Below are 20896 nucleotides of genomic sequence, written 5' to 3'. Positions count from 1 at the left end.
GCTGAAAAAAATGCTGACGACAAGTCAAAAAAAGCATTTAAGCAAAAAAAATCAACAGCTAACGGCACAAAAACCAAGGCAAGTAAGCCAAAAAATACTAGAGTTAATAAAAAACCAGCACAGCCACGTCGTGCGCTGAGTGCTGATGAGGTTATCGTAGGTAAAGACGTTAACGTTAACATGGGTAATGGCAACATGCCCGCTACGATTGTTGAAATAAATAAGGACGAGGTTCGTGTACGTTTAAACAATGGTCTGACCATGTTAGTTAAAGCGGAGCACCTCAGTTCGTAAAGGAGAATCCTCCACGCATGACTTGTCGAATCCGCTTTACCGCGATTGCTGCCAGCATACTGCTGGCAGTTCCCGCTTTTGCACTGGACGCAAAATTCAGCCCTTCTGAGCTGCCCAACCTGACGTCTGAACCCCAGCACAAAACAGCAACCATCAGAACGACATCCAAGTTTACAGAGTCTCATTACAAACGCTTTTCACTTGATGACAAATTTTCGTCTGAGATGTTTGATCGTTACTTGAAGTCGCTCGACTACAACCGCTTGTTTCTGACTCAAAAAGATATCAAGTCTATGTCCAAGTGGAGATACAAACTTGATAATCAGCTCAAGGCGGGCGATACAACTGCTGCTTACGATATTTTCAATACGCTTTTGAGAAATCGCTTTGAGCGTTATCAATATGCCCTGAGCTTGTTGGACAAGGAAATTACCTTCGACAACAAAGAGAGTATGGAAATAGACAGAAGCGATGCTGACTGGGCAAAGGATGACCGTGCCCTTAATGAGCTTTGGCGCCTTCGTGTAAAAAATGATGCGCTGAACCTAAAGCTCACGGGAAAAAGTTGGGACGATATTCGCTCCACTCTGGAAAAGCGTTATAACAACGCGCTGAAACGATTGACTCAGACGAGAAGCGAAGATGTCTTCCAAGTCTATCTCAACGCATTTGCCCGCGAGGTCGACCCACATACCAGTTATTTGTCACCGCGTAACGCTGAGCAGTTTCAGTCAGACATGAACCTTTCTCTAGAAGGGATTGGTGCTGTTCTTCAGTTAGAGGATGACTATACAGTGATCCGTTCCTTAGTTGCTGGTGGACCAGCCTCTAAGTCGAAGAAACTCTCACCGGGTGACAGAATCATCGGTGTGGCTCAGGAAGACAGTTCAGTTATAGACGTTATCGGCTGGCGTCTTGATGATGTCGTACAGCTCATCAAGGGACCAAAAGGCAGTAAGGTTAAACTTGAAGTTTTACCTGAGGGCAGTAACGCAAAAAGTTACAAGGTCACTTTAGTTAGAGACAAAATTCGTCTGGAAGACCGCGCTGTAAAATCAGAAGTGATTGAGAAGAACGGTGAGCGTGTAGGCTTGTTAACAGTGCCAAGCTTTTATGTCGGTTTAACTGAAGACTCAAAGAAAGAAATTGAAAAACTCAGAAAAGATAATGTGAAAGGCATCATTATTGATTTAAGAAATAATGGTGGTGGCGCACTGAGTGAAGCGACGACCCTGACAGGGCTTTTCATAAACAGTGGCCCAATTGTTCAGGTTCGCGATAGCTACGGACGGGTAAGGGTTAATACTGACAACGATAATCGAACGTTTTATGCAGGCCCATTGACGGTAATGATTAATCGTTACAGTGCTTCAGCGTCTGAGATCTTTGCCGCTGCATTGCAAGACTATGGTCGTGCGATAGTTGTCGGTGAGCAGTCTTTTGGAAAAGGTACTGTTCAGCAGCATAAATCGTTAAATAAGATCTATGACCTTTTCGATAAACCTGTTGGCCATATCCAATATACGATTCAAAAATTCTACCGTATCGATGGTGGTAGTACCCAGAATTTGGGTGTTGTGCCTGATATTTCTTTCCCATCCGCAGTCGATCCTGCTGAAACTGGGGAAAGTGTAGAAGACAATGCGCTGCCTTGGGACAGCATTGATCCTGCTGCTTACCGCAAATTCGGTGAGGTTGCTCCCTTCACCAATTCGTTGTCAGTAAGGCACCAGAAGCGTATCAGTAACGATATGGAGTTTGGCTTTATCTTCGAAGATATTGAGAAGTATAAGAAGGATAAGGACAAAAACAGCCTATCTCTGGTCGAGAAGGAACGCATTGCCGAGCGGGAGAAAGTAGAGCAGGAGCGATTGGCTCGTCTTAACTCGCGACAGAAAAAGACTGGGGCTGGCTTGTACAAAACATTGGATGATGTTCCCAATGATTATGAAGAGCCCGATGCGTATCTTAATGAGGCTGTTCTAATAACGTTAGATTACAGTAACTTGTTAAAATCGTAAAAACCATTACTTCTGAAACTAAAACGCCTTCTGGCCCGTTTTTTTATAACACACTGAAACAAAAAGAAAATTTGATCAAAAAAATAATATAACTTTGGGCTTAATTGCCTATTTACATGAGATATGCGTCTAAACTTTTAGAAAGTATTTATTTTAAAGGTGGACATGGCATGCGCATATTAGGGTTAGTTTTTCTTTTATTATTTTCGTCTTCATTTGTTCATGCGGACAGGTTGGTTGAGTTTGATTATCCACTGTTAGTGGGAGAGTGGTATTGGTTCAGTCCTGAACAAGAAAGTCCTGAATCAGAGCGAGGAGAGTACAAAGCCATTAGCATGACATTCTCTTCTGAATATACGTTCAGGGTGAAGTTACTCAAACGTTCAGGCGACGTTGAAGAGGCAGCGGGTACATATAACCTTGATGATACAGCGATGGTACTAACTGATGATTTGGGAGGTAGACAGCAGCACACCTACAAAGTCAACCATAATCAGCTGATGCTTCAGGGACTTCAGTTCACCAAATTGCTTAAACAGAATCTAAGTGGTACCTGGCACTCAGTGCAGATAACCGGCCAAGATGTCGGAAGCAAAGTCAGTAAGTTATCTCTGAGGTTACAACCCGACTTTCTGTTTGCCTCAAAAGTTTCCGATATTAAAGGGAATTCTGTGACACACCGTGGAGTGTACTTTCTGGAAGATAACATGTTGGTGCTTGTCTATAAAAACGGTCAGCAGCAATCCACGTTTGAACTTGTTGCAGATACTTTGACCCTGAGAGATAAAAAAATTGGTATGCATGCAATCATGCGGAGACAGGTCATACGGTGATGGATTAAGCAGGACAAGATCACGTCGAAAAAGAGGGGACTTGCCCCTCTTTTTTATTATCTCTCAGCCTATTTTGAACGCTTGTCGTAATTGCTCCAGGTATCCCGTGTCTTTGCATATAGATTTACCCGGTTCATCGGAAATTTTCGCAACAGGCTTACCATTGCAACTGACGAGTTTTAAGACGATATTCAGTGTATCTACATTTGGAAGGTCGCAAGTCAGTTGAGTTCCTATACCAAATGATGTGTTAACCCGTCCCATGAAATGCTCGTGTATTTTAAATGCCTTATCCAACGTTAGGCTGTCAGAAAATACCAGTGTTTTTTCCTTCGGATCGATACCCAAGTGTTGGTAATGGTCAATCGCTTTTTCACCCCATGTGACAGGGTCACCACTATCATGTCTGAGGCCAACAAATTTATTGCTAAGGTAGAGATTAAAGTCAGAGAGGAACGCATCCATGTTGATGCAATCTGTTAGAGCAATGCCTAGGGTCTCTGGATACTCCTGAAGCCAACGATGCAGTGCCAGCTGCTGGGAATCAGCTAATTCTCCAGTGAGTTGCTGATGAGCCTGAAACCATTCGTGTGCCTGTGTACCAACGGCGGGCAAATGATAGGTTTTTGCTAATAAAAGGTTTGAGGTTCCTTTGAAGAAGGGGCAGTGCTCATTAAGATATTCAACGATGGCTTGATGAACTGGCTGCGAGAATCGCCTTCTTGTACCAAAGTCGACTACTTGGAATGCTCCTAAAGAACTGGCATCGGCCTTATCCGTGAGCTTAGAGATCTTAATTTTGAGTTGTTCAATTGCTTGCGTAGAGGTAAGTTCAGGGTATCTATCGTTACAGCGTAACTCGCAGATGATCGCAAGCAGCGGTACTTCCCATAGAATCACATCTAGCCATTTACCCTCAATTCGAATGGCGAGTTGCTCATTTTCTGTCCTGACACTGATCTGGTCAGCATTTAAGCTGAACTGACGTAAATAATCGAGGTAATCTTGCTGGTAATGGCCTAATTTCTTGAGAAATGCAATTTCTTGCTCAGAAAATCGAAGGTTGGATAAAGCGATGGCTTCTTCATTGATACGATGCTGAAGATAACTGAGGTCCTCTTTGCTTCGACAATGGAACTCTGCCGCAACATTGACATCTGGATAGTGATGAAATATTGCCTGCTGCATATTTAGTTTGTAGGCATCCGTGTCAAGAAGAGATGAAATTATCGGCGTGTTCATGCCAGAAAGAGACCCTCGTTTAACTGTCATTATTACTGTTGAACCGTGGTGTTACAAAGGGCTACAAAGTTAACGTTAAACGGGTGATAAGGTCAATGTCTGATACTAGGATCTGCTCCTGATATTCAATAATTAAATAGAGCTATTGTTTGCATATATACCGTATATTGTGTACTAAACGTTATCGATTATCGCTTTATTAGAGAAATCGACCACAAATCGAACATCAGGCCTATTGGGTATTCCTTCCCAGTATGGCATTCGTTATGCATATAAGGAAAAAGACATGACGCAACAACCACAGGCGAAATATCGTAAAGATTATCAAGCGCCGGAATTCACCATATCGCATATTGATCTGACTTTTGATCTCAAGGACAAAGAGACAAGAGTCGTTGCACGCTCTCAGGTAAAACAAAACCTGGCAGGTGCTACAGCGTTGACACTTGATGGTGAAGGGCTGAAGCTGATACGTATCGAAGTAGATGGACAAGACTGGTCTGACTATCGTGTTGAAGAGAGCACACTTACCGTAAACGGTGTCCCATCAACATTTGAACTATTGATTGAAACTGAAATTGATCCGCAGGCCAATACATCTTTGGAAGGTCTATACAAGTCTGATGGTGCGTATTGCACTCAGTGTGAAGCGGAAGGTTTTAGACGGATCACTTACTACCTAGATCGTCCAGACGTACTGGCAAAATTCACAACGAAAGTGATTGCCGATAAAGAGGCTTACCCGTATCTGCTGAGTAATGGCAACAAGATTGGTACCGGGGATCTTGAGAATGGCCGACATTGGGTACAGTGGGAAGACCCGTTTGCTAAGCCTTGCTATCTGTTTGCTTTGGTTGCAGGCGATTTCGATTGTTTGAGAGATAACTTTGTCACCGTGAGTGGCAGAGATGTTGCGCTGGAAATCTTTGTTGATAAAGGTAACCTCGACCGCGCAGATTATGCCATGGAGTCGCTGAAAAATTCGATGAAGTGGGATGAAGAGCGTTTTGGCCTCGAGTATGACCTTGATATTTATATGATTGTTGCCGTTGATTTTTTCAATATGGGCGCAATGGAAAACAAGGGCCTTAACGTATTTAACTCAAAATTCGTTCTGGCAAATTCAAAGACGGCCACTGACAGTGATTACCATGGCATTGAGCGAGTAATTGGTCATGAGTACTTCCACAACTGGAGTGGTAACCGAGTAACTTGCCGCGATTGGTTCCAACTCAGTCTAAAAGAGGGACTAACAGTGTTCCGTGATCAGGAGTTCTCTTCTGACCTTGGTTCTCGCGCTGTCAATCGAATCAGCAATGTTCGCAAGGTGCGAAGTGTACAGTTTGCTGAAGATAGAAGCCCAATGGCTCACCCAATTCGTCCTGAAAAAGTCATTGAAATGAATAATTTCTACACAATGACCGTGTATGAAAAGGGGAGTGAAGTGATTAGAATGCTGCACACTCTGCTGGGAGAGAATACATTCCAGAAGGGTATCCAGCTTTACTTTGAACGCCATGATGGCACTGCCGCAACATGCGACGAGTTCATTCAGGCGATGCAAGACGCTTCTGGGTTTGATTTAACACAATTTAGTTTGTGGTACAGTCAGTCAGGCACACCAGAACTTACTGTAGTCAGTGATTACGACGAAAATGCTCAGACGCTGTCATTGACGGTCAGCCAAATAACCCCTCCAGCAGCTGATCAAGCTGACAAACAGGCGTTACTGATTCCTCTTGACATTGAGCTCTATGCTGCAGATGGCAGTGTTATAGAGTTACAGCGTAACGGTGAGCCAGTACACAATGTGCTGCAGGTTACGCAGACAGAGCAACTTTTTACATTTGATAAAGTGACTGAGAAGCCTGTTCTATCGCTATTGCGTGAGTTTTCAGCGCCTGTTCACCTCCACTACGAATACTCAGACACAGAACTGGTATTCCTCATGGTTCATGCTCGTAACGAGTTTGCACGGTGGGATGCGAGCCAGATGTTACTTGCGAAACACATCAAAGAAAATGTTGCCAGAATTCAGCAGGGTGAAGCATTTACATTGCCTGACTCTATCGTAGACGCATTCCGTGGTGTACTACTGGATGATAACCTTGATCGTTCGCTGATCGCAGAGGTGCTCAGTCTACCGACAGAGGTTGAAGTAGCAGGTTGGTACGAGACTATAGATGTTGATGCGATTGAGAGTGTACTAGAGTCTATTCGCAAGACATTTGCTATTGAGATGGCTGATGAGCTTTCTGCAGTTTATGCTGCATGTAAAGCTTCTCATTATGAACTGTCACATCAGGCTGCGGCTGACAGAAGATTGAAAAATGTGTGTCTTTCTTATCTGGCTGAAGTTGAGAGTGGTGAGCACATTGTCATTGAGCAATTTAACTCATCAGACAATATGACGGACACTTTCGCTGCGCTGTTAGCGGCAAACATTGCATTGTTACCCTCACGTGAGCAGATGATGCAGTCTTTCAGTGATAAGTGGCATCAAGATGGCTTAGTGATGGATAAGTGGTTTGCTTTGCAAGGTTCCAGTAAGATGCAAGGTGCGTTGAATAATGTAAAAGCGCAGATGAATCATCCGTCGTTTAGTATCAAAAACCCTAATCGCTTGCGCAGTTTAATAGGTGCATTCGTCATGGGTAATTCCGTCAACTTCCACGCAAAAGACGGCTCAGGTTATGCATTTCTTACGGATATACTCATTCAGTTGAATGAAATTAATCCTCAGATTGCATCGCGCCTCGTTGATCCTTTGTTGAAATTGAAATATTTCGATGAACACAGACAAGGCCTAATTCGTGAACAATTGACTCGTCTCAGTAAAATAGAAAACCTAGCGAATGATTTGTTTGAAAAAGTTAACAAGGCATTGGAAGTCTAATTTAAAGACGATATTCTTTTCTTTATTAGGATTATTGATTTTTAGATAATAGTATTCCATTTGTAATAGCTTAACTATCAATAAGCCGTCAGCAATGGCGGCTTAGATATATATGTCAGAACTAATATTTTTATTTACAGTACGAATTTCTTATGCCGAATATATGCAATATTATTCGGGGACGGCGTCGAATGTAATTGTGCGAACAGACTCAGGAAATACGTTGCAGTTACCTGCGGCTAAGTTTCGACCATTTCTTACACACAGCGGAATAAATGGACGTTTTAAGTTAATAGCGGATGAAAATAGCCGCTTTAAGAAACTTGAGTTGATAAACTAAATATAACAGGGGTCACAATACTTAAAACTTCTCTCAATTCATTCAATTTTGCTGTAACAGTTTTCTTTCAATCCACTTAAACTACATCCCGCATCGCAAAGACAAAAATGCCTCTATACTCATAGCGATAATACTAAAACTTAAATTGGAGTAATACCATGACCGCGCGTGACCCTATTGTGCCGGTGTTGCTGGAAAAAGTTTATTCACTGATTGAAGAAAAACTCGACAGCACACAGCAACCACTGGTTGAAACATTAGCCAAAAGGATTTTGGGTCCCATATCCGATGATGACCTCCAGGAAAGGAATGAGTCGGATTTATATGGTGCTGTAATCAGCCTCTGGCACCACATCAACCATTTCGAACAATCAAAATATTTGTTAAGGTTTTTAACCCGACGCTCAGCGGTAATGGATGGCAATCTACTCATACCATCGTCGAAATTGTTACTCCAGATGCTCCCTTCTTAGTCGACTCTGTGCGCATGGCGCTCAATCGCCTCGACATTACTACTCACCTGATGCTAAATGGCCCACATAATATAGTTAAGAATGCTAAGGGTCATGTCACTGAGATCGGCAGTGAAAACGGATTTAAACAAGCCGTGTTTCATATCGAAGTCGACAGGATGACTGATAAAGAAGCGATGCAGGCGCTTGAGAACGAAATTCTCGATACTTTGGATGATGTTGCAGTGGTTGTGAATGATTGGCAGCCAATGCGAAACAAGCTTAAATCCATTATCACTACGCTCAAAAAAGAAAAACCGCAGGTCGAAGAAGATCGCCAGCAGGAGGCTATCGAGTTTCTAGACTGGATAAGTATTCATAATTTCACCTTTATGGGTTACAAATATTATGAGTTGCAAGCGGTTGAAGGCGATCACGTCCTCAAACCATCGAGCGAGCCAGGTTTAGGCTTAGCCAGCAAACCTGTCAAAAACAAAGATGGTGTAAAACTATCAACGATGCCTGAATCAGCGCGGGTTACTGCACTGAAAAAAGAAATACTGGTTATTAATAAAAGCAGCAGTAAGTCTCGCGTTCACCGTCCTGCATATGTTGACTATATCGGTATCAAGCGGTTCGACAAGAAGGGCAACGTTATTGGTGAACACAGATTTACTGGTCTTTATGCGTCCTCTGCTTACAATCAGGCCACCGCAAACGTTCCTGTTTTAAAAAATAAAGTTCAGCGGATTTTGGATCTCAGTGGTTATTACAAAGGCACCCACTCGTGGAAAGCGCTGGCCAACATCATTGAAAACTTCCCCCGTGATGAGCTCTTTCAGGCGACAGAGTCCGAAATGCTTGATATCGGTATGGGGATTGTGCAGGTTCAGGACAGAGACATGTTGCGTGTGTTTGTTCGTCGTGACCCTTTTGGTCGCTTTTTTTCCTGCATGGTTTACGTATCGCGCGACAGATACAACACTGAGTTCCGCTCGGCCTCTCAAAAAATCCTGAAGCAGTACTTTGGCTCGAAACAAAATGTCGAGTTTAATACTTTCTTCTCTGAGAGCCCTCTGGCGAGAACGCACTATATTGTTCGGGTTGATAACAACAACTTCGACATCGATGTTAAGAAACTTGAAAATAACCTGACAGAAGCGGCATCAACGTGGGATGACAGGTTACAGGCTGCTGTGATTGCCAACTTTGGTGAGAACAAAGGCACACCAATTGGTAAGCGATATCTAAAAGCCTTCCCGCGCTCATATACTGAGGCTATGTTACCCGGTTCTGCAGTGGCAGATATAGAACGCTTGGAAGGACTCGGAGAGGACAACAAGCTCGACATGTTGTTCTATCGCCGACAAGAAGAGGCAACCGACTCAAAAGCGGTTCGTCTCAAGCTGTTCCAGAAAGACGACACCATACACCTATCTGACGTCATGCCAATGCTAGAAAACCTCGGCATGCGTGTAATCGGTGAAACACCTTATCGCGTTTCAACAATAGACGAATCAGAGTTTTGGATTCTAGATTTCGCGATGCTTCACAGCGCCGAAAATAACGTTGATTTATCAGAAGCACGAGAGAGATTTCAGGAAGCATTTGCAGACATTTGGCATGGTAAGCTTGAAAGTGATGGCTTCAACCGTCTGGTTCTAAACGCAGGGTTAACGGGCAGGGAAGTGACTATTCTCCGTAGTTATGCCCGTTACATGCGTCAGGTTGGTTTTCCATTCAGCCAACAGTACATAGAAGATACACTCGCTACCCATGGCAACCTATCTCGTTTACTGGTTGACCTGTTTAATACGCGCTTTGATCCTAAAGGGCATAGCGAAAAAGCTCATCAAGCAGTTATCAAGAAAATCGAAGACCGCCTTGAAAATGTAGAAAGTCTTGATGATGACCGTATTATCCGTCGTTACATGGATATGGTCATGGCGACATTGCGGACGAACTACTTCCAGGTTGATGAGACTGGTGAGCCCAAACGTTACCTGTCTTTAAAACTGGAACCGACTAAAATTCCAGAAATGCCTCAGCCTGTGCCGGCCTTTGAGATCTTCGTTTATTCACCTGATATTGAGGGTGTTCATCTTCGCGGCGGTAAAGTGGCACGCGGTGGTTTACGCTGGTCTGATCGCCAAGAGGATTTCCGGACAGAAATTCTTGGTCTGGTGAAAGCGCAGCAGGTTAAGAACACTGTGATTGTTCCTGTTGGTGCAAAGGGCGGTTTTGTTTGCAAGAAGCAACATCACCTTCATAGTCGTGACGAGATATTTGCTGAAGGCCAGCGTTGTTACAAGATGTTCATTCGTGGTCTGTTAGACGTCACTGATAACATCATTGAGGGTAGCCTCACGCCGCCAGTCAACGTGGTCCGTCATGATGAAGACGACCCTTATCTTGTTGTTGCAGCTGATAAAGGGACGGCTACATTCTCCGATCTGGCTAACTCGGTCTCAGAAGAATATAACTTCTGGCTGGGTGATGCGTTTGCTTCCGGTGGCTCCAATGGCTATGACCACAAAGCCATGGGGATCACTGCGAAAGGTGCTTGGGAGTCTGTTAAACGTCACTTCCGTGAAATGGATATAGACTGTCAGGAAACAGATTTTACCTGCGTCGGCATCGGTGACATGGCAGGAGATGTCTTTGGTAACGGGATGCTGTTATCGAAGCATATTAGACTGAAAGCTGCATTTAACCACATGCATATCTTCATCGACCCAGATCCAGATTCAGCATCAACATGGAAAGAGCGTGATCGCTTGTTCAAGATGCCTCGTTCGAGCTGGGAAGATTACAATACTAAACTGATTTCTAAAGGCGGTGGTATTTTCTCTCGCAGGGCGAAGTCAATTTCGCTGACTCCTGAAATTCAGAAAATGCTCGCGACCCAGCGCTCAACGATGACGCCAAACGAGTTGATCAAACAATTGTTAAAAATGAATGTTGATCTGCTCTGGAACGGTGGTATCGGTACTTATGTTAAATCAGAATCCGAGACGCATACTGAAGTTGGTGACCGAGCGAATGATGCGTTACGAGTTAACGGTAACGAGCTGGGTGCCAAAGTCGTCGGTGAAGGCGGTAACCTTGGTATGACACAGCTGGCGCGAATGGAATTTGCACTTCGCGGTGGTCGAGTGAATACCGACTTTATTGACAACGTCGGGGGAGTAGATTGCTCTGATAACGAAGTCAATATCAAAATCTTACTCAATGGTCTGGTAGCGGCTGGCGAACTAACATTCAAAAAACGGAATCAAGTGCTGGAAAGCATGGAGGATGAAGTTTCTGATATTGTTCTTGAAGATGCCTATGTACAGAGTGAATCAATCTCTGTTACGCACAAGCAGCAGGTCTCTTTGCTGAAAGAGCAGATTCGCTTCATTCATCAGCTAGAAAAAGAAGGAAAACTTGACCGTAATCTTGAGCACTTACCTGATGATGAAGAATTGTCTGAAAGACAACTTCGTGGCCAGGGACTGACTCGACCTGAGCTAGCGGTCTTGGTTGCCTACGGTAAGATGGTGCTTAAGGAGCAACTTGTAGATGATGAGATTTCCTCTGACCCTCATTTTGCCAAATTTCTTCCAGCCTATTTCCCACAGGTGTTACAACGTAACTATCATGAGGAAATGGAAAAGCACCCACTGAGAGCTGAAATCATTGCAACGGCGTTGGCTAATCAAATGTCCAATGATATGGCGTTTAATTTCGTCAGCCGAATGCAAGATGAGACCGGAGCAAGTGTCAGCGAGATTTCGAAAGCCTACGCTATCTCACGTGGCGTTTTCGAGTTTGGTGAGCTCTTCGAGAGCATCCGTAAGTTAGATAACAAGATCTCGGCAGATGTGCAGTACCAATTGCTGTTCCGTTGTCGAAGAATGCTCCGTCGCTCAACGCGCTGGATTTTGAGAAATCAATCGAAAGGGCAGAGCATCGAAGAACAAATAAACTTCTATCGCCCTGCGCTACAAAATCTTGCTACCAATATGGACAAGTATCTTGTTCCAGCAGAGATGAAAGAGCACAAGGATCAGGCCTCAGCGCTTTACAAAAAAGGCGTTCCTCAGTCTGTAGCAGATAAGATTAGCTGCCTGACCAGCCTCTACTCTGGTATGGATATTGCGCAGGTTTCAGACCAAATGAAAATGCCATTTGAACTTGTGTCTAAGCTGTACTTTGTCCTTGGTGATAGATTGTCCTTACATTGGTTCCTCAAGCAGATCACTAATCAACCTGTTGAGAATCATTGGCAAGCACTTGCCCGCGCTTCGTTCCGAGAGGATCTTGACTGGCAGCAGCGCGTGCTTACCGGGCAAATCCTTGGTTGCATGAGCAAAGGCGATAAGGCGGAAGAAGGACTGGATAACTGGATGAAAGATAATGCAGTTATTCTTGGTCGGTGGGAAAGTATGGTTTCAGAATTCAAAGTCGGCTCAGCTCACGAGTTCGCTAAATTCTCTGTGGCCCTGCGTGAACTGACGTTATTAAGTTTGAATTAATATGACAAACAGTTGATAATACAGCCCCGATAAACTCGGGGCTTTTTTATGGAGGTTACATGATGTACCGCCTCGCCAGATCGGCATTCTTCAAACTTGATGCTGAAAAGGCACATGATTTAACGATTAAAAACCTTTCGCGCTTTACTGGCACTCCTCTTGATTTTCTTTATCGTCAAAATCTTCCTCCCCGTCCTGTCCAGATCATGGGCATTCATTTTAAAAACCCAATTGGTCTTGCTGCAGGTTTAGATAAAAATGCAGAGTGCATCGATGCATTTGGCGCAATGGGTTTTGGATTTGTTGAAGTAGGGACCGTAACCCCAAGACCTCAGTCAGGTAATGATAAGCCTCGCCTTTTTCGTGTTGAACCGGGAGAGGGCATTATCAATCGTATGGGGTTTAATAATCTCGGTGTAGATGCCTTGGTAGAGAACGTTAAAAAAGCCACCTATGAGGGAATTATCGGGATCAATATCGGTAAGAATAAAGATACCCCACTAGAAAACGGAAAAGACGATTACCTGATATGTATGGATAAGGTGTACGAGTATGCGGGTTATATTACGGTCAATATCTCATCACCCAATACGCCTGGGTTACGATCGCTTCAATATGGTGAGGCTTTGGATGATCTTCTTTCTTCGCTCAAGGCTAAACAAAAGGATCTGGCCGAAAAATATGGTCGATATGTACCGCTGACACTGAAAATTGCTCCTGATCTTGATCATAGTGAGTTAGTACAAATTGCTGACTCACTATTACGCCACAACATCGATGGAGTCATCGGTACCAATACTACTCTCGACAGAACACTCGTTGATGGCATGCCATATGCGCACGAGCAGGGTGGGTTATCCGGTCGCCCACTTCAAAATCGCAGTACAGAGGTGATTCGATTACTGCGAGACGAATTAAAAGGAGAGATTCCTATCATTGGAGTAGGGGGCATAGACTCTGTTGTTGCAGCAAAAGAGAAAATGCAGTCAGGAGCAGACCTTCTTCAGGTTTACTCTGGGTTTATTTATCACGGACCAAAGCTTATAAAACAGCTGGTGCGCAATATTTAAACGTATAAATTAAGTATTTAGCGATAATAAAGGGGAATTTCTTCCCCTTTTTTTTTACAAGTCACCCATTACACTTCTTCTTACGCAATTAATCCCTTTTGCTGTCAGTGAAATAACCCTGCAGCAAGCATCTTGCTAGCGGCAGGAGAAAACACTATGTTGAAGCCTAACAGTTCATGGAAGTGGTATTTTAATACCGATGATGACTCTCTGATGCTTGAGTTAGGTCAAGATATGGTGTTTAAAGTATCAATTGCAAGTAAACATCTGGTCCCCGATGCGTTCATGGATATCCCATTCTCTGTCGATGACGCATCACTCTTTCATTTATACAACGATGGCCTATCAGATTTACCCCTTTCAGGCCCTCGTAAAGCTGAAATTATATTAAATGCAGTGGCAGCAAATCGCTTTCATAAGCCGTTATTACCCAAGAGTTGGTTCTTTAAGGATGTAGGTGGAGACCTGGCGCCAGAAGCAGGCACAATCATCGAGTTAAAGACTGACTTTGGCAATGCCCCTTTCTTAGTTATTGAAAACCATGGTGCAGCATCACTCTGTATGCTTGCATCTGAGGAAGATTTGGCATTGACGGATAATAAATCTATGCGCTTTTGTGAGGCGATTAAAGTGATGAACGACCGCTTATCCGTATATAAAAATAAGCGGGGTAAAGGCAAAGGTCGTTATGCACTGGTGGGGTGAATCCGTTCGGATTCTCCCACATTTTCTTTCTTCCAATTCCTCGAATTTTCCTCTGCTAATCAAACCCTAATCAACAAATCAACCTATCGTCATTGTTCTATTGAGCAAAAGGAATAGGGACTATCGATGTAGAAAAAACCTCTTAATCACTCAATATCTAATGAAAGCTGTTTGTTTTTCCATCGTTAATCAGTCATTCATCATTTATGTTGCCTCATTTTCCCTCTTGATAAGTCTACAAAACACGCCAATGCATTCTCACAAACAAGTGACTAATATCACAAATATGGTTTAATTGTGCCTATGATAGTGGTCAAAGTTTTCACATGTTTAGCCTTAAAAGAAGACTATAAATAGAAACAAAACAGCCTAAATTTCCCCTTTTTTCAGCAGTAAATACTTAATAAAATTCTCGAATATAGATCTGGTGTATACCAGATTTTCATTGAATTTATATTCACTATAGAGAGGCTCATTCAGCTAACTTAATTTTTAAAGCATAATAATTGTGTATAACTTAGCCATAGTCAGCACTTACTGCTTTATTATGTAGAAAGCCAGTAATACAAGGTAATGTCGGAGAAATATTTAACGAGGCTTCATAAATATAGAAATGATTTTTTTTGTTTCCATTTGGAAACAGTATGGGGAGGGGATGATCTTTATATGTATGGATAGTTGGCGATGAATTGAGTGCACATACTCACTCCATTACGTGTGTACTTTTTTAATCGTGCTGAGCTTTTTGAGGCACTGCGATTTATCATCTCCGTTGACTATCGAACAATTATTCTGCAAAGAAACCGCTGAAGTGTGATTATTCGTCGGTTAGGGAGATAACTGCAGGCTATTACGGTATAATCGCGCGCAACATTCCCAACACTGCAAATACATGAATCAATATCTCGCAATCACTTCCCGCGGTCTGGAAACTATCCTGGCAGAAGAACTTATCGAACTCGGCGCAAGTAATGTGAAAGCTGGCAATGCCGGTGTGCGCTTTCGAGCTGATGAAAAGACACTTTACACTTGTTGTCTTTGGAGTCGTCTTGCTTCCCGTTTCGTTCTGATACTGAGTGAATTTAATGTCAATGATGACATGGATTTGTATTTGGGAGCGACAGCAATCAATTGGCCTTCTTACTTCAGTGAGAAAAAGCGTATCGCGGTAGATTTCAACGGAACAAACCGAGAAATTCGCAACAGCCAATACGGCGCGTTAAAGATTAAAGATGCTATCGTAGACCGTTTTACCAAGGCTAATTTAGAACGCCCAAGCATTGATCGGGAGCAACCTGACTTGCGCATTCATATGCGTCTGTCAAAAGAGAAGGGCTTACTGGGTATCGATATGGTGGGTAGCGGTCTTCATCAACGTGGCTATCGAACTGAATCAGGTGTCGCTCCCCTCCGAGAGACCAATGCTGCAGCCCTAGTCAAAAAAAGTGGCTGGAATAAAGATGTGCCTTTGCTGGACCCAATGTGTGGTTCAGGAACATTACTTATCGAGGCAGCAATGTCTGCTGCCAGCGTTGCTCCGGGCTTGAAGCGGAAGCGTTGGGGCTTTGAGTCACTGAAGTCTTTCGACCGAGAAAAATGGCTTGAAGTGCATGCAGAAGTCACCGTGAAATCAAAGCGTGGTCCCGCAAAGTGCGAAACACGTTTTTTTGGTTTTGATAACGATAGAAGAGTGCTTGAAACCGCAAAGGCAAATGCTCGCCGAGCTGGTGTGGCGGATCTTATTAGTTTCGAAATTGCAGATGCCAGCGAGCTAAAAAACCCAGAAGGTTTTGGAGAGGGGCACATTATCTCAAACCCACCATACGGTGAAAGACTGGGTACAACACCTGGCCTGATTGCTCTTTATACTCAATTAGGTGTTCAGCTTAAGTCACATTTCGTTGGTTCAACAGCCTCAATTTATTCAGGATCTGACGAACTGCTTAGTTGCATTCGTATGCGTGCTGAAAAGCAATATAAGTTGCGTAATGGCGCGCTTGATTGCGTGATGAAAACTTATTCCATCACCGCACGAGGTGAGGCGAATGCAGACAAGGACAATGCTAAAGCCCCAGACGTTGCACCTGAGTTTGCAAATAGGCTTAAAAAGAACATCAAAAAGCTGGATAAGTGGGCGAAACAGCAAGGTATTGAATGTTATCGCCTCTATGATTCCGATCTCCCTGACTATAACGCTGCAATAGACAGATATCAGGACCATATTGTCATTCAAGAATATGCTGCTCCCAAGTCGGTGCCGGAAGAGAAAGCACGCCGTCGTTTGCTTGACATGGTACGAGCGACTATCGCTGTGACAGGTGTTAACGCCAATAACGTTGTGCTAAAGACCCGTGAGAAGCAGAAAGGTGACAACCAATACCAGAAACTCTCTGACGCCAAACGATTCATGAAAGTCAGTGAATACGGCGTTAATCTTGAAGTTAACCTGCAGGATTATCTCGATACGGGGTTGTTTCTTGACCATAGATACACTCGAAAAATGCTTGGTGAGCGAGCAAAAGGTAAGGATTTTCTCAATCTTTTCTCCTATACCGGTACCGCAAGTGTTCATGCAGCGGTAGGGGGAGCAAGGTCTACGACAACTGTCGATATGTCTAAAACGTATCTGTCATGGGCTGAGCGCAATATGAAAATGAATGGTCAGATTGGCCGACAGCATCAATACGTTCATGCAGATTGTTTGAAATGGCTATCACAGGCGGACCAAAAGTTTGATTTGATCTTTATTGATCCACCAACTTTCTCGACGTCAAAAAGGATGGAATCTACCTTTGATGTACAACGAGATCATATTGTATTGATGACAGATCTTAAGCGGCTTTTACGGGCTGATGGTGAGATCGTTTTCTCTAACAATAAGCGTAAATTTAAGATGGATCTCGAAGCGCTTGAAGAATTAGGCTTAGTTGCAAAAAACATCACAGACAAATCGATACCTTTAGACTTTGCACGTAACAAGCATATTCATAACTGCTGGATAATTTCACATAAGGGATAATAATGGCACTCGTTTTATACAGCACGGAAGGCTGTCATCTTTGCGAGTTAGCACATCAGATCTATCAGGCAGTGGATTCTTCCACTGCCATTCAAGTCAGAGATATAGCGTTTGATGATCATTTATTTGAGCGTTACGGCGTAACAATCCCAGTTATTTCTTACCAAAAAAATGGCGAAATTATTGACGAGCTATTCTGGCCTTTCGATGAATCAGGTTTAATTAATTGGTTAAAAACACATGGCATTAATTAAGATCACCAATGCTCAATTGGCATACGGCGACAATCCACTTCTTGATAACGCAGAATTTATTCTTCAACCCGGCGAGAGGGTGTGTCTGGTAGGGCGCAATGGTGCGGGTAAGTCGACCTTGATGAAAGTGATCAATGGTTTGGTGCAACTCGATGATGGAAGCATTAATAAACAGCAAGATCTCAAAGTATCTCGTCTAGAGCAAGATCCACCGCGAGATGCTGAAGGCACAGTATTCGACTTCGTCTCTGAAGGCTTAGCTGATGTAGGGAACCTGTTAAAGGAATACCATGATCTTTTGATAAAGATCGAGCACGATCCAAGTGATCGAGTGATTAATCGCCTGTCTGCTGTTCAGGAAAAGCTTGATCTTAATGATGCATGGCAATTTGAAAATCAGATCACGTCAGTATTAGGTGCGCTAAAGCTTGATGGTAATAAGCAGCTAAAAGAATTATCCGGTGGTTGGCAACGAAAGGCCGCTCTCGCTCGTGCTTTGGTATGCGCCCCTGATGTGCTTTTGCTTGATGAGCCAACCAACCACTTAGATGTATCAACGATACTCTGGCTCGAAAACTTTCTAAAAGACTTTAAAGGCGCGATTGTTTTCATTTCGCACGACCGTGCTTTCATTCGAGCAATGGCGACCAGAATTGTCGATCTTGACCGTGGTCAGCTTAGCTCTTGGCCTGGCGATTATCAGAAGTACCTTGATGGAAAAGAAGAGGCCCTTCGGGTCGAAGCTGAACAAAATGCAGAATTTGACAAAAAGCTTGCGCAGGAAGAGGTGTGGATCCGTCAGGGTATTAAAGCGCGTCGCACTCGAAATGAGGGTAGGGTAAGAGCGTTAAAGCAACTGCGTCGTGAACGTTCTGAAAGAGTAGAGGTACAGGGAAAAGCTAACATCCAGCTTGATGATGCCTCCCGCTCAGGTAAAATTGTATTTGAGGCAAATGATCTGAATTACAGCTGGGAAAATAGCCAATTAGTCAGTGATTTCAGCTTTAACATCATGCGCGGTGACAAAATCGCCCTGATTGGTCCCAATGGCTGCGGTAAAAGTACGCTACTTAAGATCATGCTTCAAAAGCTTGAGCCGCAATCTGGTAACATCCACGTAGGAACCAAGCTCGAAGTCGCTTACTTTGACCAATATCGAGAAGTGTTGGATCCTGAAAAAACTGTCGTCGATAACCTTGCGGAAGGAAAATTGGAAGTTGATGTAGGTGGTCGTAAACGTCACGTTCTGGGTTATCTTCAAGATTTTCTTTTCCACCCTCGTCGAGCCAGAACGCCAGTTAAGGCTCTTTCTGGTGGAGAAAAGAATCGTCTTCTCTTGGCCAAGTTATTTTTGAAGCCAGCCAATCTGCTCGTACTTGATGAGCCGACGAATGACTTGGATATTGAAACCCTGGAGTTACTGGAAGAGTTGCTTGCCAATTATCAGGGAACGTTATTGTTAGTGAGTCATGATCGCCAGTTCGTTGACAATACAGTCACGCACAGCTGGATATTTGAGGGTGAGGGAGTCATTCATAAGTACGTGGGCGGATATCACGATGCCCAGCAACAGCGTGATAATTATCGAGCTGCAACAACCTCGAAAGATAAACCTAACCCCAAAGTGCAGGTCGATAAAAAAGAGGCTAATTCGCCAGCGACTCAGAAACCAGCCAAAAAGCTGTCCTACAAGCTACAACGCGAGTTAGAAACACTGCCGCAGACCATTGAAAAGCTTGAGTCAGAAATTGCTACTCTGCAAGAATCTGTTAATGATCCCGCATTCTTCCAGATGAGTGCCGATGAAACTGCACCTGTACTTCAGAGACTAAGTGATGCAGAACAAGATCTTGAGACTGCTTTCGAGCGTTGGGAAGAATTAGAATCAATGCAAAATGGCGAGATGTAAGATAGTCGTAGAAATACGTCTTGCATAGGTAACATATGTAAAGCCAACGCGAGTTGGCTTTTTTGTTGGCTAGTCAATTTTGGCTAACAAATCGCGTCACTTATAAAGAAAGCTTATGCTTTACCGATACTTACCTGATTTGTCTGCATATATAGACATCCTCTTTCACTTTATGTGATGCTCTACAGCTTATATTTTGTCTTTGCAAGAAAAAATAGTCATTCTTCCAAAAGTGTTCACAGTTTGACCAATGATCCAGATAGCGTTCTTGATAATTCTTCAAGGTTGGATGATGCTTAAAAGTGACAGTTAAGCGAATATTAATGTTGCTGACACTGTATCGTAAAATGAATCATCAAAGGATGAGAGGGTCGAACTATGAAAAGACAGAAGCGAGATCGTTTAGAACGTGCCCAAGCTAAGGGCTATCAGGCTGGACTAAATGGTCGCTCCTCTGAAACTTGTCCTTATCAAACCATGGATGCGCGAAGTTGTTGGCTAGGCGGCTGGCGTGATGGAAGAGATAACAAGGCTACAATGATGAAATAAACCATTTTCCGACTTTAAGCCCCTGAACACAGGGGCTAACTTTATATTACTTAATGCACTATAACTATATTTTTTGATATTTAATTATTTAGAAAGGCTATTGATAACCTTGTTTTGTATTGTCGGTAGAGGAAACAACATAAAGCAGCAAAGTTGTTCGATAATATTGCTTGAACAAAAAATGCCACAGATTTGTGGCATTTTTTGTTTTCGTCAGAGTAGGTCAGGAGGTATCAGAAAGATGACGTATCTTTAAATAGTCCAACTTTCAGATCTTTCGCTACGTAGATTTCCTTACCGTCAACCAAGACTCGGCCATCCGCAACCCCCATAATCAAACGACGGTTGATCACGCGTTTCATCTGAATTTCGTAACGTACGTTTTTCGCCTCTGGTAATATTTGACCAGTAAACTTCACTTCCCCAACACCCAGAGCGCGGCCTTTTCCTTCGCCACCGACCCATCCAAGGAAAAATCCAACGAGCTGCCACATTGCGTCCAGTCCAAGGCAACCTGGCATGACAGGGTCGCCCGGGAAATGACAATCAAAGAACCAAAGGTCAGGTTTAATATCTAATTCCGCAGTGATGTAGCCTTTACCGTATTCCCCGCCGTCTTCATATATTTCACTGATACGGTCCATCATCAACATATTTGGGGCTGGTAACTGAGGTCGGCCCGGGCCAAAGAGTTCACCTTGGCTTGATGCAATCAGATCCTCTCGTTCATATGAATGTCGCTTATTCTGCATATCACTACTCCTGTAAAATATGGCTGAATTTTAGCGTACA

The 20896-nt window shown here is 43.4% G+C and carries 12 protein-coding genes and 2 pseudogenes; 12 read left to right on the top strand and 2 right to left on the bottom strand.

Going from position 1 to position 20896, the window contains the following annotated elements; translation table 11 throughout:
• The 3 genes and pseudogenes from A8L45_RS19630 to A8L45_RS19620 all read left to right on the top strand — a co-directional run.
• Nucleotides 1-294: pseudogene (locus tag A8L45_RS19630) on the top strand (RNA chaperone ProQ); the annotation flags it as partial.
• Nucleotides 295-311: 17 nt separating this feature from the next.
• Nucleotides 312-2315: a carboxy terminal-processing peptidase gene (prc, locus tag A8L45_RS19625; protein ID WP_068905055.1), complete on the top strand. Its 2004-nt coding sequence runs from the start codon at nt 312-314 to the stop codon at nt 2313-2315.
• 170 nt (nt 2316-2485) lie between these two features.
• Nucleotides 2486-3148, top strand: a complete 663-nt coding sequence (locus tag A8L45_RS19620; protein ID WP_068905054.1) for a hypothetical protein — start codon at nt 2486-2488, stop codon at nt 3146-3148.
• Nucleotides 3149-3211: 63 nt separating this feature from the next.
• Here the strand turns inward: A8L45_RS19620 and pncB are convergent, their stop codons facing one another.
• Nucleotides 3212-4390, bottom strand: coding sequence for a nicotinate phosphoribosyltransferase (gene pncB, locus A8L45_RS19615; protein ID WP_068905053.1), 1179 nt, complete (start codon nt 4388-4390; stop codon nt 3212-3214).
• A 286-nt stretch (nt 4391-4676) separates the two neighbouring features.
• Here pncB and pepN point away from each other — a divergent pair, with 286 nt between their 5' ends.
• The 9 genes and pseudogenes from pepN (at nt 4677) to rmf (ending at nt 20104) form a co-directional block, all read left to right on the top strand.
• The gene (gene pepN, locus A8L45_RS19610; RefSeq protein WP_068905052.1) at nt 4677-7286 is read left to right on the top strand and encodes an aminopeptidase N; all 2610 of its coding nucleotides are present in this window, start codon (nt 4677-4679) and stop codon (nt 7284-7286) included.
• A 112-nt stretch (nt 7287-7398) separates the two neighbouring features.
• Nucleotides 7399-7626: a DUF2835 domain-containing protein gene (locus A8L45_RS23935; protein WP_083228427.1), complete on the top strand. Its 228-nt coding sequence runs from the start codon at nt 7399-7401 to the stop codon at nt 7624-7626.
• 158 nt (nt 7627-7784) lie between these two features.
• Nucleotides 7785-12598: pseudogene (locus A8L45_RS19605) on the top strand (NAD-glutamate dehydrogenase).
• Nucleotides 12599-12657: 59 nt separating this feature from the next.
• A complete protein-coding gene (gene pyrD / locus A8L45_RS19600; protein WP_068905051.1) occupies nt 12658-13668 on the top strand; it encodes a quinone-dependent dihydroorotate dehydrogenase in 1011 nt (336 codons plus the stop codon).
• 156 nt (nt 13669-13824) lie between these two features.
• The gene (locus A8L45_RS19595) at nt 13825-14373 is read left to right on the top strand and encodes a cell division protein ZapC (protein WP_068905050.1); all 549 of its coding nucleotides are present in this window, start codon (nt 13825-13827) and stop codon (nt 14371-14373) included.
• Nucleotides 14374-15265: 892 nt separating this feature from the next.
• Entirely contained in the window at nt 15266-17392 is a 2127-nt protein-coding gene (rlmKL, locus tag A8L45_RS19590) for a bifunctional 23S rRNA (guanine(2069)-N(7))-methyltransferase RlmK/23S rRNA (guanine(2445)-N(2))-methyltransferase RlmL (RefSeq protein ID WP_068905049.1), read from the top strand.
• A 2-nt stretch (nt 17393-17394) separates the two neighbouring features.
• Nucleotides 17395-17646, top strand: a complete 252-nt coding sequence (locus A8L45_RS19585; protein ID WP_068905048.1) for a glutaredoxin family protein — start codon at nt 17395-17397, stop codon at nt 17644-17646.
• On the top strand, nt 17633-19555 hold the full coding sequence (gene uup / locus A8L45_RS19580) for an ATP-binding cassette ATPase Uup (protein WP_068905047.1): 1923 nt from the start codon (nt 17633-17635) through the stop codon (nt 19553-19555). Before A8L45_RS19585 ends, uup begins: the two co-directional genes overlap by 14 nt.
• A gap of 378 nt (nt 19556-19933) precedes the next feature.
• A complete protein-coding gene (rmf, locus tag A8L45_RS19575; protein ID WP_068905046.1) occupies nt 19934-20104 on the top strand; it encodes a ribosome modulation factor in 171 nt (56 codons plus the stop codon).
• Between the two features lie 233 nt (nt 20105-20337).
• Here the strand turns inward: rmf and fabA are convergent, their stop codons facing one another.
• A complete protein-coding gene (gene fabA / locus A8L45_RS19570) occupies nt 20338-20856 on the bottom strand; it encodes a bifunctional 3-hydroxydecanoyl-ACP dehydratase/trans-2-decenoyl-ACP isomerase (protein WP_068905045.1) in 519 nt (172 codons plus the stop codon).
• Nucleotides 20857-20896 lie beyond the last annotated feature (40 nt).

The organism is Veronia pacifica (genome assembly GCF_001707825.1).
Classification (GTDB): Bacteria; Pseudomonadota; Gammaproteobacteria; order Enterobacterales; family Vibrionaceae; genus Veronia; species Veronia pacifica.
This window is presented reverse-complemented; position numbering and strand designations above follow the sequence as displayed.